The following is a 16,991-nucleotide window of genomic DNA, read 5'->3' on the forward strand; positions in this document are numbered from 1 at the left end:
GTTAACAATTTTGGATAATGTAAATACACAAAAGATTCTCGGCTTTTTTATTGAAGAATCCAAAGAACATTTAGAAACCATTGAGCAGGGTATTCTCAATTTATCTGCGACAGCGAATGATGCAGAGCAAGTAAATGAGATGTTTCGTGCCGCACATTCGATTAAAGGGGGTGCAGCAATGTTAGGATACAATCGCATCCAAAAAACTGCTCATCGTCTTGAAGATGCTTTTAAAGTATTGCGAGAACACCGTGTAACTATCGATCAAAAGTTAGAATCGTTACTACTTAAAAGTTATGATGCACTCAATGAATTGATAGAGAAATTACAAGGGCCATTCGGATTACAAGATGATGAAGCAGAAGCAATTATTAGTCAAGTTGAACCGACTTTTGGCGAGTTACAAAATCACCTCGCAAGTCTTTTAACCCCAAGTGGCGTACCAAAAACGTCTCCAAATGAAAAAGTACAAAAAGATTGGGGAACAAAAGTTAGAGATTTGTTAAAACAAATGTTACAACTATTTAAACTTGAAGCCAATACCGCTACTCGTCAGCAACTCCAAAACCTTTGTACTCAACTTGGACAGTTAGCTCCTCATGATTCGGGTTGGCAAAAACTGATTAAAATGGCACAAACAGCGATCGCAAATCCTAAACATAGTTATCATACACTAGCGCCTGTTATTATTAAAGAGTTAAAACTGGCCAGTGATTTTATCGAATTGGGACAAAATCAAAGAATTACTCCTAGTACAGAACTACAATATCTTGCTGCTGCGAAACTACCGCAAATATTAGTTACTTTAGAACCCAAATCAGTCGCTAATACTCTTTTGCAAATGTTCAATCAACAGCAAGTGTCACAAATTATCCAACTTTTGCAATCTGCTCAGTAAAAAATAGTACACTGTTGCGTCACTCGATTGAGTTTAATTACATAATAGAATTGGCTCCCTAGACTTCGTACTTCTGGGGAACATCAAAAAATTTTTCTTGATAGGACGTATCATCAATGAGCGATGAAGAAATCAGACAACTTATTGCATCTAATGCTAAAGCAATTCAAGCCTTAACAGGTAGCTTCAGTGATTTAAAAAACAAGAATGGCAAAAAGACCGCGAAGAATGGCAAAAAGACCGAAAAGGACTCTATCAACTCTTAGGACATTTGACTCGTTCGATGTCAGATTTTTATGAGATACAGTCCGACTTTTAAAACCGTTTTGACCAAATAGACGAGCGACAAGCTGATATCGCGCAAATATTACGGGAATTGAAAGACTCAAAAGATACCAACGAAAACGAATAAACTGTTAACTTCTTTAAAAAGCCTGACAATTGGGTGAGGTTCTAGGGTAAGGTAAACAATTGTTAGCAAAAGTCAGTTAACAACTTACTATACTTAATATTTATGACCTTGGTTGCACCTCACAAAAAAGCAAAAGCCCTAAAAAATGGAAGTCGTCGCCCTGCTAAAGAACTTTGTAGCGAATGCGGACTCTGTGATACATACTATGTACATTATGTCAAGGAAGCTTGTGCCTTTATTCATCAACAAGTTGCCGAATTAGAAGAACAAGCACATAGCAGAAGTCGAGATTTAGATAGTTCTAATGAACTATATTTTGGTGTACATCTAGATATGATGGCAGCGAAAAAGAAACAACCGATCGATGGGGCGCAATGGACTGGTATCGTTAGTACTATTGCCTGTGAAATGCTTACCCAAGGGTTCGTAGAAGGCGTGGTTTGTGTGCAAAATACTCAAGAAGACCGTTTTCAACCTGCACCCATTCTAGCCCGTACACCAGAAGAAATCTTAGCCGCTAGAGTCAATAAACCTACTTTATCCCCTAATTTATCGGTATTAGAAGAGATTGAAAAATCGGGCATGAAACGCCTTTTAGTCATCGGTGTTGGATGCCAAATTCAAGCACTAAGAGCAGTCGAAAAACAATTAGGATTAGAAAAACTCTATATTTTAGGGACACCTTGCGTCGATAATGTTTCTCGTGCGGGGTTACAGAAATTTCTCGAAACCACCAGTAAATCACCCGATACAGTCGTTCATTATGAGTTCATGCAAGATTTTCGGGTACATTTTAAGCATGAAGACGGCTCAATCGAAAAAGTCCCCTTTTTTGGCTTAAATACTAAAGAATTAAAAGATGTTTTCGCACCCTCTTGTATGTCCTGTTTTGATTATGTTAACTCTTTGGCTGATTTAGTCGTTGGCTATATGGGTGCGCCTTTTGGGTGGCAATGGATTCTAATACGCAATGAAACGGGACGAGAAATGTTAGAGTTAGTCCAAGATCAGCTAGATACTCAACCTGTGATGTCTAGTGGAGACAGAAAAGCCGCAGTACAAAACAGTATTCCTGCCTATGACAAAGGCGTTACCCTACCGATGTGGGCTGCGAAAATGATGGGTATAGTCATTGAAAAAATCGGGCCCAAAGGTTTAGAATATGCCCGTTTTTCCATTGATTCCCATTTCACCCGCAATTATCTTTATCTCAAGCGCAATTATCCAGAGAAATTAGAATCTCATGTACCCGAATATGCTAAACGAATTGTCAGTCAATATGAATTACCCGAAAAGTAAGTCTAGGTATGACGTTCTAAGGCTAATTGGATCAATTGATCTACTAATTCTGGGAAAGATACCCCTGATGCTTGCCACATCTGAGGATACATACTAAATGCTGTAAAACCGGGTAAGGTGTTAATTTCATTAATAAACACCTCACCTGTGCTTTCTACATAGAAAAAGTCAACTCGCCCAATTCCTGCTGCATCTACCGCAGTAAAAGCCTTTATCGCCATTTCTTGAATTTGAGTTGAAATATGAGATGGAATTGCTGCGGGAATGCACATTTGAGAACATCCATCTGTATATTTTGTTTCATAATCATAAAAATCGCTATTAAAGGTAATTTCGCCAACGACTGACGCTTTGGGATTATCATTCCCTAAAACGGCACATTCTATCTCACGAGCAATAACACCCGCTTCTACAATAATTCTACGATCGTAACTTGCCGCATGATCCAGCGCTTTTTCGAGTTCTTGACGAGTACGCGCTTTACTAATACCCACCGATGAACCCAAGTTAGCGGGTTTAACAAAGCAAGGATAACTGAGATTTTGCTCGATTTCGTCACATAGTTTCGGAAATACACAAGGATTTGAGTAAATTTGAGCGCGGGTAATTGCCATATAGTTGACTTGGGGTAAACCCACCGCAGCGAAAGCAGTTTTCATGGCTATTTTATCCATTCCCACCGCAGAACCGAGAACCCCGCTACCCACATAGGGACATTGCATCAATTCGAGTAAACCCTGTAGTGTGCCATCTTCGCCGTTTGGCCCGTGTAAAATAGGAAACCAAACATCAATTTCTGTGACTTGTGGAGGAAACTGCCAAAGTTGTTGCGGAGTCGCTGTATCAGATGAAAGAGGTTGCGCTGAGTCTAAAACGTGTTGTGCGATATCTGTGGCTTGCCAAACGCCATTTTTTTCGATATATATGGGGAAAACTTCGTATTTATTTTGATTATTATCTGATTGTAGGGCTTTTGCGATCGCTCTTGCTGAATTAATCGATACTTCGTGTTCTCCAGAACGTCCCCCAAATAATAGACCAATTTTTAATTTACTCATAGCATCAACCATTAACGTAACTCATTCAAGATAATTTATCTTATCAGTAAATTAGCTAGACGCAATAAGATCAAGTTAGTTTCTTTTTGATTAGATTAGATGTTTAGATTATTTATTGTTCGCAAAAATATTATCTTCAATTTATTTGCACTTGTTTTAATTGGTGTTATATCTATTAGCAGTATTCTTCAATTTATTCTTTTACCTTTACCTGTTTTTGGCTTTCATGGCATTATTGAGCAAAACCGTCCTAATGAAATGCCCTCAAGATCCTCTTCTCTTGATTATTCTCTACAGAATATCGAAAAACTACTAACATATTTAGTTAAAAATGATTACTGGTTTTTATCAACTCAAGAATTTTATGATTATTTCGTAAGCAAATCTAAAACAATTCCCGAAGACAAGCAAAACAGTAAACCTGTCATGCTAACTTTTGATGACGGCTATAAAAATATTGATCTGTATTTACTTCCTTTACTGCAAAAACTTCAACAACAATCAAATAAGCCTATCAAAATCGTTCTTTTTATTAATCCTAAACATATGAATAGCGATGATTCACAAAAAAAAGTTAAGTATCTAAAATGTGAAGACTTAAAACGAGGGACAGAACTAGGATTTTATGATGTTCAGTCTCATGGCTATAGTCATGTTGATGTAACTCGCCTTACGCCCCAAGAATTAGAATATGAATTATCAGAATCTCAACAAGCTTTAAAAACCTGTATTTCTAATTTGCCCTATAGTAAAATTGTTGCTCAACACATAGCATATCCTTACAATAAAGTCAATAAAAATGTTGAAAAAATAACCTCTAATTATTATCAATCTGGTTATCTTTTCAACAGTCGTTTAAGAAATTTATTGTTTTTTACTAACCCCTACAAAATTCCTCGAATTGGAGTTTATAAAAAGGATTGGCCAGAAAACCTCATTCAATTCGCTAAACGGTATTAAACCAAATCGTCTTGACAAATAATGTAGGAATTTGGTCTCCAAACACATGATTAGGTGCGGGCTGCACTAGCAGTTGTTTTTAAAAGAGATTTCAAGAGTTCTGCTTTGTCAGTTTGTTCCCAAGGTAAATCGAGATCACTGCGCCCCAAATGCCCATAGGCTGCGACATCCTGATAAAAACGTCCGCCTCTAGAGGCTGGTAAACTTCTCAGATTAAAGGTTTGAATAATTCCCGCAGGACGTAATTCAAAATTTTGGGTGACAAATTCTAATAAAATCTCTTCATCAACCTTACCAGTGCCAAAGGTTTCGATGAGAATACTAACAGGACGAGCTACCCCAATAGCATAACTCACTTGTACCTCACACTTATCCGCTAAACCCGCAGCTACAATATTTTTAGCCACATAACGACAAGCATAAGCCGCCGAGCGATCGACTTTTGTAGGATCTTTACCAGAGAACGCACCACCACCATGACGGGAATAACCACCATAAGTATCTACAATAATCTTACGTCCTGTTAATCCTGCGTCGCCTTGGGGTCCACCAACGACAAATTTACCCGTCGGATTCACTAAATATTTGGTATCGTTATCCGGTTTAACGTCAATATCAGCGAAAACGGGCTGTACAACAGCTTTTTCTAGGTCATCTTTAATTTTTTTCTGAACTTCGTTATTATCGGTAATCTCACCAATAGCCGCATCATGTTGCGTCGAAATTAAAATCGTATCAATCCCGACTGGTTTTCCATCTTCGTAGATTACAGATACTTGAGTTTTGCCATCGGGACGCAAATAAGGTAATTCTCCTGTTTTGCGAACTGCTGCTAAACGACGAGCGATTCGATGAGCTAAACTAATGGGCAAGGGCATAAATTCGGGGGTTTCGTTACAAGCAAAACCAAACATTAACCCTTGATCACCTGCACCAATTTTATCGAGTTCATCATCACTAAGAGATTCACGGTGTTCTTGGGCTGCGGTGACTCCTTGAGAAATATCGGGAGACTGTTCATCGAGTGCGACTAAAACGGCACAGCTATTAGCCGAAAAACCATTATCGGCATCTATATAGCCAATTTCAGCGATTTTTTTTCTCGCCAAGTCAACAAAGTTAACCTGCGCTTTTGTGGTTACTTCTCCAGTAATGAGCACTAAACCCGTATTAACTACGACTTCGGCGGCAACCCGACTATGATCATCTTGAGCTAAGAGAGCATCTAAAATAGTGTCTGAAATTTGATCACAGATCTTATCAGGATGTCCCTCGGTAACAGATTCGGAAGTAAATAAGTAGCGTCTAGACAATTTGATTAAGCCTCACTTGGGTACAGAATTCGGTTTTAGATATTAATGAATATTTCCATATAGGTTAACATCAAGCGTCAAGAATTGAAATCTGATCGAGATGAGAAATGATTACATCGGCGTTTTTTAAGATTGATGCGGCACTTTGTCCCCAACAAATGCCAATGACTCCGGCTGCATTGGCTTGTTTTGCCATTTCGATATCAACTTGTGCATCGCCAACCATTAAAGTTAATTGTGGCTCAACATTTAAGATTTGACACGCTTGTAAAAATAAGGCTGGATCGGGTTTTTTAAATCTTTGATCTGCTCCGCTCATGAATTGTATGATGTCACTTAACTGATGATGTTCGACAAAACGCTGGATATTAGCCGTTGAATCAGCCGAAAGGATTCCTAACTTTAAACCTGCCTGAGAAAGTGCTTTTAATACGTCTAGACAACCCGCAAAAATCGGAGATGTACGAGGATTTCTTTGTAAGTATTGATCGGCTTCTTGAAAGGCATGGTGCGCGATCGCTCTTGACTCAAACCAGCCTCGCCCCGTTTCTGCAATATAAGCCGCCGCCGCTATTTCATTTTCTTGACGCGTTCCAACTGCCATTAAGCCTGTTAAATCTAACTTATTATCTAAAATGCCAAATGACATTAATAGAGGTTCTCCAATACCTGGTATTTGAGCATCAATTAATCTAGCCCGTTTAATGCCTAATTCTCTTAAAAAACTTTGTGAGTCTTCTAATGTGCCATCTTTATCAAAAAGAACAGCTTGGATATTTGTAAATATTTGATTTTTACATTGAATGGTGACCAAAATCTTCTCCTAATTATTAATTAATTTTAAATACTATTTTTAATTAAACTACAAAAATTTATAAATTCTTGAAATGATTTAAGATGACTGTTTTGCTGTTGTGTCCGTTTTATTAACTGTTCTAAATAATACTGGTCTTGAGCTTCACCAGGAAAATGTTTAGTATAAGTTGTATTTTTAGCTTGAAAAATAGCTTGTAAGTAAGCATAATGAAAGTCAGCATGATTTCTTCGGTTATATGAACCTAATTTTTCTGGATCATTTTGAGACACATCATAATACTGTGCATAATCTGATAACGGACTTTGTCGAGGTTGTCTAGAATCAAAAACTTTATTGTTTCCTAATAACCATGTTTCAATACATCTATTTTGAATAAATATTTTTAATTGTGTATTCCCTAAATCTAACTTTTTATCTATTATAAACTGCTCAACATCATCTTTTCTTTCTGCTATAGTATCTTCATCCGCATCTAGGCAAATCACTAAATAATTGTATCTTCCCACTTCTTGAATATGATCTATTACAGTTGGTATTCCCTCTGATAGAATTTTAGGATATCCATTACCACTAAGAATAAAATAATTATTTTGAATAACTTGAGTATACAATTTAACTCGCTGAAGTTTAGGAACTATATATTGTAACCATTTAGGATAAAGCTTTTTTTCTGTACTTCGTCCCTCGACTAAAAAATAAAGATTCATTCGTTATCAATACCTTCAGGAAAATCTTCTAATACATTAATTAGCTCAATAAATGCTTTTTGTCGAGTTGGCGAAATATGGAAATCTTCAGCATTATGGACAGTAATAGTACTACCTTTTCTAGTTACAATTTTCCAATATTCAGGGCTAATATTGTTGATAATATACGGATGATGGCTAGTAATAATATATTGTCTATCATAATTACTAAGTAAGATATCATTAGTAATACTATTAAGACAGTTAACTCCTAAACTATTCTCAAACTCATCAATTAATATAACGCTTCCTTCAGAAGATAAATAAAGTTCTGCAATAAACATTAATGATTTCAGCATTCCTGAAGAAATGTTACGAATAATCCATTGATTTATCCCTCTTTCTTTAATCTGTATTACTGCGGCATCTCTTAACAAATTAGCAAGAGAAATAGGTATATTAGTTGAATCAATCGATTTCCAAGAAGCTATTTTTATATCTTCTACTTTTGTAAATATATTAGTGAAGCTATCTTTAATTTGCTGAAAAACTTGCGGATGATTTTGATAGGCTATAAAAAGCTTATCCTCAATTGGTATATTACTAGCTTTTAGCTGATCTATATTTAATTGATCATATTTGTTCAACCTATAAATTGGCCCAATAAATAAATTTTCTAAATCACCATCAGATTGACTAAAAATAATTTTTTTAAAAGCATCTCTAATTGGTAAAATTTTATCTTCTTGACTAAGTAGCTCAACAATACTTGTAACTGGTGATAATTTTGGAGTTTGTTTATTATCAAAAATAATTTTATTTTCAGTTCTATCTAAAATTACATCATTATTTACATATATATTTTCTTGAATTATTTTAAAACGATTCTTTTCTTTTGATTCTTCATCTTCTCCAGAAATATATATTTGAGATTCTTGAGTTTCAAACTCGCCAATCCAACGATACTCAGTATTCTCATCTGTTAAAAATAATACATCCCAACCAACACCATTTAAAGATTCACCAGTAGCAATGGCTTGAAGACTTCTAATAGCTTTTAAAATCGAAGTTTTTCCAGCACCAGAAATACCGACCAAAAGATTTAGATTTGGCAAAAATTCAACAAGTTCTAACTTCCACTCATATTCTTTATCGTAATATTCTAACTTTTTAATTTTCATTGTTGCTTTTACAACTTGAATTTAATAATTGAATGTGAGCAGTATAAATGTATTTAATATAAAGATTTTGCTCTACTTTTTATGGTTAGTATATAACAAAAAAGAGGGAAAGCCCCCCTTTTTTAATTGCTTGTTTTTTAAACAAAGATAGTTTTTATTCTTGGGCACCCGCCATAACGACTTTTTCTGCTGTATCTTCTGGTGCATCTTCTGGTGCATCTTCTTCGAGGGCGGGTGGTACTTCCATTTCTGAAGAAATAACTTCTTCTGCTGCATCGGGAACATCTTCTGCTATGGGAATTCCGGCTGCTTGCGCTCTAAGTTTTTCACGGTATTTTGCGGCCATATCTTCCGCTTGATCGATGACTGCTTGTCGGTTTTTCAGCATATCACCGGGCTCGGGTTCAAGTTGCTTGGTTGATAGAGAAATTCTTCCTCTTTCAGCATCTAAATCAATAATCATGACTTTTATTTCATCATTGACATTGAAAACACTATGAGGCGTATCAATATGATCATGGGAAATCTCGGAGATATGAAGTAGTCCGCTTACACCACCAATATCAATAAAGGCACCGTAAGGTTTAATTCCTCGAACCGAACCAATCACCACTTGTCCGACTTCTAAACCGTTCATCTTCCGTTCTACTAAAGCGCGGCGATGGCTGAGAACGAGACGGTTACGATCTTCATCGACTTCTAAAAATTTTAGGGCTAAATCTTGTCCAACTAAATCTTCTTTAGCTTCTTTGGTGCTAATATGAGAGCCAGGAATAAAACCTCTTAATCCTTCAATTCTGACCAAGGCTCCACCTCGGTTAGTCGCAAAGACTTGAGAGCGCACGGTAGCGTCTTCGGCTTGCAGTTGACGGACTCTCTCCCAAGCCCGCATATACTCAATACGACGAATTGAAAGAGTTAATTGTCCATCTTCATTTTCATCCGTTAAAATGAAAAATTCGCGGGTTTCATTGGATTGTAAAACTTCATCGGGATCATCAACCCGATTAATGGACATCTCTTGAACAGGAATAAAGGCGGCCGTTTTTGCGCCAATATCAATTAAAGCCCCTCTCGGCTCCATGCTGAATACCGTTCCAGGAACAATATCTCCTGGATTGAAATGATAGTCGTATTTATCTAGAAGGGCGGCAAAATCGTCATGAGTAAAGCCTATATTTTTAGTTTTTGCGGTTTTTTGACTGATCATGTAGTTTTGTTATCCTTAAGGTTCTCTCCGTAATGGTTGGACTGGGTAGCGTTTCACAGTTTCTAGCCGTGCTAGTTAACAAGGGATAACTGCGATGCCCTTTTCCTCTGGGTATGAGCAGTGCTATACTTAGATTCTAAGATAGTTAACCCGTCTAACTTTTAGGATACAGAATTATAATTATACTCCACTATTGACCTTTTCAGGTACAATTATTCGGTGTTAAGACCGAAGATGTGTTTTGATTTGTTGTGCGATCGCTCCAATTTAGATTAGATTCACTTGGCTCAGAAGAGTTCTGTAAGTGGTCTAGTGTAGAAATAAAATCTTTAATACCTTGAAAATTGCCGTAAACTGATGCAAAACGGACGTAAGCTACCTCATTCTCTGCTCGTAAACTTTTTAGGACTAATTCTCCAATTTGTTGCGTAGATACATCTCGTATTAAACGATGTTGCAATTGAGTTTCGATCTCGTCTACAATCATGGACAGCCTTTCAAGAGAAACTTTGGTTTTCTCGCAAGCTCTTACCATTCCTCGTAAAATTTTTGAGCGATCAAAGGATTCTCGGCTACCATCTTTTTTTATCACCCTAATCGGCACATATTCGATCCGTTCATAAGTCGTAAAGCGATGTTTACATTTTAAACATTCTCGACGACGGCGAACACTTTGACCATTTTCAGTAGAACGAGACTCCAAAACACGGCTATCGGTATGCTGGCAATTAGGACAGTGCATGAGGGATTCTTATAATAAAATAGGAAAAATCGAGCCGTTGCTTGCCTTCTATTAAAATGATAGAACTAGGCGGCTCAGAAAAGAGTGAATCAATAATTAAAGAGTCAACCCGATTAAAATTATTTTTCAATCCGAGGAGGCTCACGAAAGGCAATGGCGAAGAAAAGAACAGCCAATGACATTGTTAAAACTAGAATGTAAGCTACGCTTTCCATGTGAAAAATTCCTAAAAAATACTTCTATCTCTTTAGTCTACCAAAGTTTGAAACACAATCAATAGATTTAGCCGTTAATTATGGCAGAGCCGAAAACCCTCTGCTCTAAGTTTAGTCAATACAAGTCTAGGATGATACCACATTTCCTTATGGTATTCAAGAAGCATTACTTAAGGAATCACCTGAACCAGAAGGGGAATTTTTTAAAGTGTCTCAAATTTTGAGTACAGACGACGAAGCTTAATAAATATAGGTGGGATTTTTTTCACCTTTTTTAATTTTATCTTAAAACTTATATTGTAAAAATTGAATCTCTAAACCATCTATAATTTTTATCCCAAATCTAATCAGATTCAGAGAAACTGCCCTAGTTTGCTCCTTTGCATTTTATTGAGCAGAAGATTTAGAGACTAAATCCCTACAGAGTGTGACGAAAAACACAGGTTGATGGTGAGCGAGATCACTGCGCTCAAAGCCGATTACTGATTAAATTAAAAAATTACTTAATGTAATCGAAAACTATTTTAATAAGGCTTTTTATTGTCCATGCTGCCTTCAGCACATCCCTGACTGGAGCGCTTTTTTAAATATAGAGCAATTATTTATCATAAAAATGATAATTTGTCAAGAATTCGCCAGTAAACCAAAGTTTTCTTTCACCTTCTATTTAATAAACTATTAGGAGAAAAACCATGTTATATGTCCAACTTATTGGCACAGCAAACCCCTTTAATGGAATTGATGTAGGGGCTTTTAGTACGCCCACTTTGGCTGACATTGATTCGGATGGCGACCTTGATCTGGTGGTCGGCGAAGTATACGGCAAGCTCAAATACTATCAGAATACAGGGACAGCAACCAACCCCGTCTATACGGAGCAAACTGGAACACTTAACCCATTTAATAAGATTGATGTGGGGTTTTCCAGTAAGCCCACCTTTGCTGACATTGACTCGGATGGCGACCTTGATGCGGTGGTCGGCGAAGTATACGGCAAGCTTAAATACTATCAGAATACAGGGACGGTTACCAATCCCGTCTATACCGCGCAAACTGGAACACTTAACCCCTTCAATGGCATTGATGTGGGGGGGGCCAGCAAACCTGCTTTGGCTGACATTGACTCGGATGGTGATCTTGATGCAGTTATCGGCGTAAATGACGGCACTTTATACTACTATCAAAATACAGGGACGGTTACCAATCCTGTCTATACATTACAAACTGGAACACTTAACCCCTTTAATGGCATTGATGTAGGGTCTTGGAGTACACCCACCTTGGCTGACATTGACTCGGATGGCGATTTTGATGCAGTTATCGGAGAATTGTACGGCAAGCTTAAGTACTATCAAAATACAGGGACGGTTACCAATCCTGTCTATACATTACAAACTGGAACACTTAACCCCTTCAATGGCATTGATGTAGGTTCTTACAGCACGCTCACTTTAGCTGATCTTGACTCGGATGGGGATCAAGATCTGGTTGTTGGAGCATCTAACGGCATCCTCAAATATTACATCAATAACCAAACTCCCGTTGCAGTCAACGATAGTTCAACAACCGATGAAGATACCGCCATTACAACCTTAAATGTTTTGCTTAATGATAGCGATCCAGATGCCCAAGATACCCTCAGTATATCCCAAGTCAACGGCACTGCTATCACCCTCGGTAGCTCCATCACACTCTCAGATGGCGCACTACTAACCCTCAACGCTGACAACACCTTCACTTTTGACCCCAACGCTCAGTATAATTTCTTGAAACTAGGAGAAGTATCAACCCCCAGCTTTACCTACACTATCAGCGACAGCAAAGGGGAAACGGCTACCACTACTGTTACAATTACTATTAATGGCGTAAACGATATCGCTACAATTACAGGAATTAATAGTGCATCTGTTAGTGAAGATGATAGTGATCCTGATCTAACAGCAACTGGTTTCCTCACCGTTAGTGATCCTGATACCGAAGAAAGTTTTTTTAGCACAACTGTTACAGATGTAGGAGTAAATTTAGGTAGCCTCAGCATTACAGATCTAGGAGCTTTTACCTATACCGTTGCTAATAGTGCCGTAAAGTACCTAGGTGCGGGCGTTACCAAAACCGAAATCTTTAACATTTATAGTATTGACGGAAGTGCAACCCAAAACATCACTATTACCATTAATGGTATCAACACTGCACCGATCGCCACTGATGATAGTGCGACAATTTATGTTAATACTCCAGTCGTCATTCCCGTGTCTTCATTATTAAGCAATGACACTGATGCCAATGGAGATATCTTAAGCATTACCAGCATATCTAACATTACGGGTGGCACAGCAACCCTCAGTGATAACGATACACCAAGTGATCCCAGTGATGATTTTATTACCTACAACCCAACAAGTATCGGTAATTTTAGCCTAGACTACACCCTAGATGATGGACAAGCTGGTACAGATATTGGTACTTTAAATTTGATTGTATCGGGATTTCTGATCGGCACTAAATACCCTGATACGCTTTCTGGTAGTGATGGTGATGATTTGATCAGAGGACTAACAAGTAACGATCTTGTCTCTGGTTTGGGCGGAAATGATACACTCTATGGCAATGATGGAGATGATACACTCGATGGCAATGATGGAGATGATCTCCTTGAGGCTAGTAATGGCGATGATCTGCTTTTTGGTAGCAATGGAAACGACACCATTTATGGAGGGAATGGGCTAGATACTATCTATGGCGGTGACGGTGATGATCTTCTCTATGGGCGCTCAGGTAATAATGTACTAATTGGTGGGGCGGGTAATGATATCATCTATAGCGGTTCACAGGTTAACCAAATTGTCTATCAACAAATCAGCGATCGCGGCACTGCAACAACTGGCGATAAAATTAATCAGTTTGATTATACCCAAAATAAGCTAATTCTAACGGAATTATTCGACAATATCGGCTATAGTGAAATTGATCCCGTTACTGACGGTTATTTACGCTTGTTCCAGTCAGGAAATAGTACCTTATTACAAATTGACACTGATGGTGGGGCTAATAGTTTCGTCAGAATGGCGACTCTGTATAATGTGACTGCAACTAATCTAGTCGTTGGGATAAATGTAATTATTTAGTCTGTTTAAATATTAGAGATAGATATAAGATTTAAACATTCTAAAAAACTTATAAAGCTGTTTGCTGTAACTTTTTACGAGGTTCATAAGTTCTATTTGCTCTAATTTTTTCATACAAATCTTTTTCAATTTGACTTAAATCTTTAGGAGTATCTATTAGAATTCGGACTAATTGATCACTTTTTGCACCTTGGGAATTTGGCCAACCTTTCCCGCGTAAACGGAGAGATTGACCCGAACGTATTCCCGATGGTATCTTCATTGTCACCATACCATCTGGTGTGGGAACTTCAATGGAACCGCCTAAAACTGCTTCATCTGGAGTAATTGGTACTTCACAAACTAAATTATCACCCTCAAACTGATAAAAAGGATGAGCATCTAATTCTATTTTGAGATATAAATCGCCTCTTTGCTGATTATTCGGACTACTTTGCCCTTTTCCTTTGACTTTGAGACGACTTCCTGTTTTAACCCCTGCTGGAATACGAATATCTATAGTTTCAGTTCCGATACTAATGCGCTTTTGAACGCCACGATAAGCTTCTGATAAGTTTAAACGTAGAACCGCTTCTCTGTCTAATTGGCTAGTTGATTGGGGAGTATTGCCAAATCCTGCCGAAAAATCATTAAAATTACTATAATCATTAAATCCAGTGCGTCCGCCTGATGATGTGCGATAATAACTTCCGGTTCCCGTTGCTCCTGGTGTGGCAAAACGACCGAGCAATTCATTGATAAAATCTTCAAAGCTACGATATTGGTCGAAATTAAAGTTACCGACATCTACACCCACATTACCGAAACCGCCACCCGTTTGATTCGCTTGCTTCCAATATTGCCCAAATTGGTCGTATTTCTGGCGTTTATCAGGGTCTGATAGGACTTCATAGGCCTCACTAATTTCTTTGAAGCGTTCCTCTGCTGCTTTGTCTCCGGGGTTACGATCGGGATGATATTTTACTGCTAATTTACGAAAAGCTTTTTTAATTTCATCATTACTAGCACTTTTGCTGACCCCTAAAACAGCATAATAATCTTTAAAGTCGGTAGTTGAAGCCATGCGATCGTTTTCTCCTCTAGATAAATTTACACTACCCCTTAATCTAGATTAACAAAACAACCTAGAAACATTGGTACGGTTTCCCGATATGTAATTAACTATTCAACGGTAACGCTTTTGGCGAGGTTACGCGGTTGGTCTACATCTAATCCTCGGCGGGCTGCGATATGATAGGCCAATAACTGTAAGGGAATAACAGCAATAATAGGCGATAATAACTCATCGACTTCAGGAACCGACAATAAATCATTAAAAATATGAGTCGCTTCTAGGTCATTCATCGCAACAACTCCAATTAGTCTAGCATCTCTAGCTTTTGCTTCTTGGGCATTGGAGAGAACTTTATCATATACTTTACCTGGAAGGGCGATCGCAACGACGGGTACTTTAGAATCAAGTAAAGCAATAGGCCCATGTTTCATTTCACCTGCTGGATAACCTTCCGCATGAATATAACTTATTTCTTTGAGTTTTAATGCACCTTCTAAAGCGATGGGGAAATTAATTCCTCGTCCAACAAAAATAAAATCTTGAGTATCATTAAACTCATGGGCTAAATCTTCGATATGTTTTTCTTGCTTTTCTAAAATAGTTTCAATTTGTCGCGGTAAATGGTGTAATCCTTCAACGATACGATAAATTTGCTCTAATGATAGGGTTTGACGACGATAGGCTAAATCTAAAGCTAATAAATAAAATCCCATCAACTGAGCGATAAAACTTTTGGTTGCTGCGACCCCTATTTCAATTCCAGCCTGAGTATTGATAATTTGGTCTACCATATAGGATAAAGTACTTTCAGGTCGATTTGTAATCCCTAAAAGTCGAGGTCTGTATTCCCTTGGTAATGCCAAACGACGCTGTTTTTCGGTTTCGAGTGCAGCTATTGTATCTGCTGTTTCGCCCGACTGAGTAACGCCAATGGTTAGAGTATTGGTTGTAATGGGAGAGGGAGCATAACGAAATTCTGAGGCATATTGTACAACAGTGGGAATATTCGCCAATTGCTCAATTAAATATTTTCCAATTAAACTAGCGTGCCAACTCGTCCCACAGGCTAAAATCTGTACATGATCAATATCATCTAATAAGTCAAATAAGCCCAAATTAATCGGGTTTAAGTCAGTATTTTGCTCATTCCATGTTGGATTAATGTAAGCTTCTAAACAAGTCCGAATTACATTAGGTTGCTCATAGATTTCCTTAATCATAAAATGACGAAATCCGTGTTTTTCTACTGTTGTCGGATTCCAATCAAGAGTACGAGGCATCTTTTTAAGGCGTTTACCCGCAAAGTTATATAATTCTACTCCTAATGGAGTTAAACGGGCTATTTCGCCATTTTCCATCGCTAAAACGGCGTTAGTATGGGGAACTAAAGCTGTCACATCGGATGCACAGAAAAATTCACCTTGACCAAATCCGATGACTAAAGGGGCTTGTTGACGTGCGACAATGATTTCATCGGGGTAATCTGCACAAATCACAGCGATCGCAAATGCACCCTCTAGACGATGTACTGCTTCTCTAACGGCTATTAAAAGACCATCATCATCATTATCTTGCTTCATTAAATCTGCGATGAGATGGGGAATGACTTCTGTATCGGTTTCGGATTGAAATTTATATCCTTTTGCGATGAGTTCTTCACGTAATGCTTGATGATTTTCGATGATGCCATTTTGGACAACGGCGACTCTTCCAGACATATCTCGATGGGGATGGGCGTTATGTTCTTCGGGTTTGCCATGAGTTGCCCAGCGTGTATGACCAATACCAATATTAGCGGGGTTGATGTCCTGTTCGATCTTTTCTCGCAGATTATATAGTTTTCCTTTAGCCCGTACACAATGTATTTCACCTTCAAGTACAGTAGCGATACCTGCGGAGTCATATCCGCGATATTCTAAGCGTTCTAAACCACTCACTAAGATAGTAACGGCGGTTTGTGTTCCGATATAGCCAACAATTCCACACATGGACTTTTCTCAAAAGAGGGATAAGATTAATGA

Annotated in this window: 14 protein-coding genes and 1 pseudogene; 5 read left to right on the plus strand and 10 right to left on the minus strand. The window is 37.9% G+C overall.

Annotated features, from left to right (window positions below; translation table 11 throughout):
* Positions 1 to 10 precede the first annotated feature (10 nt).
* From C7H19_RS13740 to C7H19_RS13745, 3 genes and pseudogenes are all read left to right on the plus strand, one after another.
* Positions 11 to 898, plus strand: coding sequence for an Hpt domain-containing protein (locus C7H19_RS13740; protein ID WP_106457451.1), 888 nt, complete (start codon positions 11 to 13; stop codon positions 896 to 898).
* Positions 899 to 1,023: 125 nt separating this feature from the next.
* A pseudogene (locus C7H19_RS25705) lies at positions 1,024 to 1,214 on the plus strand (hypothetical protein); the annotation flags it as partial.
* A gap of 198 nt (positions 1,215 to 1,412) precedes the next feature.
* Positions 1,413 to 2,609: a Coenzyme F420 hydrogenase/dehydrogenase, beta subunit C-terminal domain gene (locus C7H19_RS13745; RefSeq protein ID WP_106457452.1), complete on the plus strand. Its 1,197-nt coding sequence runs from the start codon at positions 1,413 to 1,415 to the stop codon at positions 2,607 to 2,609.
* Between the two features lie 2 nt (positions 2,610 to 2,611).
* On the opposite strand, the gene C7H19_RS13750 is transcribed toward C7H19_RS13745, so the two are convergent.
* Complete coding sequence (locus tag C7H19_RS13750; protein WP_106457500.1) at positions 2,612 to 3,667, minus strand: D-alanine--D-alanine ligase family protein; 1,056 nt, start codon at positions 3,665 to 3,667, stop codon at positions 2,612 to 2,614.
* 99 nt (positions 3,668 to 3,766) lie between these two features.
* Between C7H19_RS13750 and C7H19_RS13755 the strand changes: the two genes are divergently transcribed.
* Complete coding sequence (locus C7H19_RS13755; protein ID WP_106457453.1) at positions 3,767 to 4,627, plus strand: polysaccharide deacetylase family protein; 861 nt, start codon at positions 3,767 to 3,769, stop codon at positions 4,625 to 4,627.
* A gap of 50 nt (positions 4,628 to 4,677) precedes the next feature.
* Here the strand turns inward: C7H19_RS13755 and metK are convergent, their stop codons facing one another.
* The 7 genes from metK to C7H19_RS13790 form a co-directional block, all read right to left on the minus strand.
* Positions 4,678 to 5,940, minus strand: coding sequence for a methionine adenosyltransferase (gene metK / locus C7H19_RS13760; protein WP_106457454.1), 1,263 nt, complete (start codon positions 5,938 to 5,940; stop codon positions 4,678 to 4,680).
* A gap of 70 nt (positions 5,941 to 6,010) precedes the next feature.
* Positions 6,011 to 6,754 carry an HAD family hydrolase gene (locus tag C7H19_RS13765; protein WP_106457455.1) on the minus strand — a complete coding sequence of 248 codons (744 nt, stop codon included), beginning with the start codon at positions 6,752 to 6,754 and terminating at the stop codon, positions 6,011 to 6,013.
* 26 nt (positions 6,755 to 6,780) lie between these two features.
* On the minus strand, positions 6,781 to 7,464 hold the full coding sequence (locus tag C7H19_RS13770; protein WP_106457456.1) for a hypothetical protein: 684 nt from the start codon (positions 7,462 to 7,464) through the stop codon (positions 6,781 to 6,783).
* Positions 7,461 to 8,624: an ATP-binding protein gene (locus C7H19_RS13775; RefSeq protein ID WP_106457457.1), complete on the minus strand. Its 1,164-nt coding sequence runs from the start codon at positions 8,622 to 8,624 to the stop codon at positions 7,461 to 7,463. The genes C7H19_RS13770 and C7H19_RS13775 overlap by 4 nt, the downstream gene beginning before the upstream one ends.
* 154 nt (positions 8,625 to 8,778) lie before the next feature.
* Positions 8,779 to 9,834 (minus strand): 30S ribosomal protein S1, encoded by a 1,056-nt coding sequence (locus C7H19_RS13780; protein WP_106457458.1) that lies wholly within the window; start codon positions 9,832 to 9,834, stop codon positions 8,779 to 8,781.
* Between the two features lie 202 nt (positions 9,835 to 10,036).
* Positions 10,037 to 10,576 (minus strand): transcriptional regulator NrdR, encoded by a 540-nt coding sequence (gene nrdR / locus C7H19_RS13785; RefSeq protein WP_106457459.1) that lies wholly within the window; start codon positions 10,574 to 10,576, stop codon positions 10,037 to 10,039.
* 119 nt (positions 10,577 to 10,695) lie between these two features.
* Positions 10,696 to 10,791 carry a photosystem II reaction center protein T gene (locus tag C7H19_RS13790; RefSeq protein WP_106457460.1) on the minus strand — a complete coding sequence of 32 codons (96 nt, stop codon included), beginning with the start codon at positions 10,789 to 10,791 and terminating at the stop codon, positions 10,696 to 10,698.
* A gap of 692 nt (positions 10,792 to 11,483) precedes the next feature.
* Here C7H19_RS13790 and C7H19_RS13795 point away from each other — a divergent pair.
* A complete protein-coding gene (locus C7H19_RS13795) occupies positions 11,484 to 13,916 on the plus strand; it encodes a VCBS domain-containing protein (RefSeq protein ID WP_106457461.1) in 2,433 nt (810 codons plus the stop codon).
* 49 nt (positions 13,917 to 13,965) lie between these two features.
* On the opposite strand, the gene C7H19_RS13800 is transcribed toward C7H19_RS13795, so the two are convergent.
* Together C7H19_RS13800 and glmS are read right to left on the minus strand one after the other, a co-directional pair.
* Complete coding sequence (locus C7H19_RS13800; protein ID WP_106457462.1) at positions 13,966 to 14,979, minus strand: DnaJ C-terminal domain-containing protein; 1,014 nt, start codon at positions 14,977 to 14,979, stop codon at positions 13,966 to 13,968.
* Positions 14,980 to 15,077: 98 nt separating this feature from the next.
* Positions 15,078 to 16,958, minus strand: a complete 1,881-nt coding sequence (gene glmS / locus C7H19_RS13805; protein ID WP_106457463.1) for a glutamine--fructose-6-phosphate transaminase (isomerizing) — start codon at positions 16,956 to 16,958, stop codon at positions 15,078 to 15,080.
* Positions 16,959 to 16,991 lie beyond the last annotated feature (33 nt).

Source organism: Aphanothece hegewaldii CCALA 016 (genome assembly GCF_003007785.1).
GTDB lineage: Bacteria > Cyanobacteriota > Cyanobacteriia > Cyanobacteriales > Microcystaceae > Chroococcus > Chroococcus hegewaldii.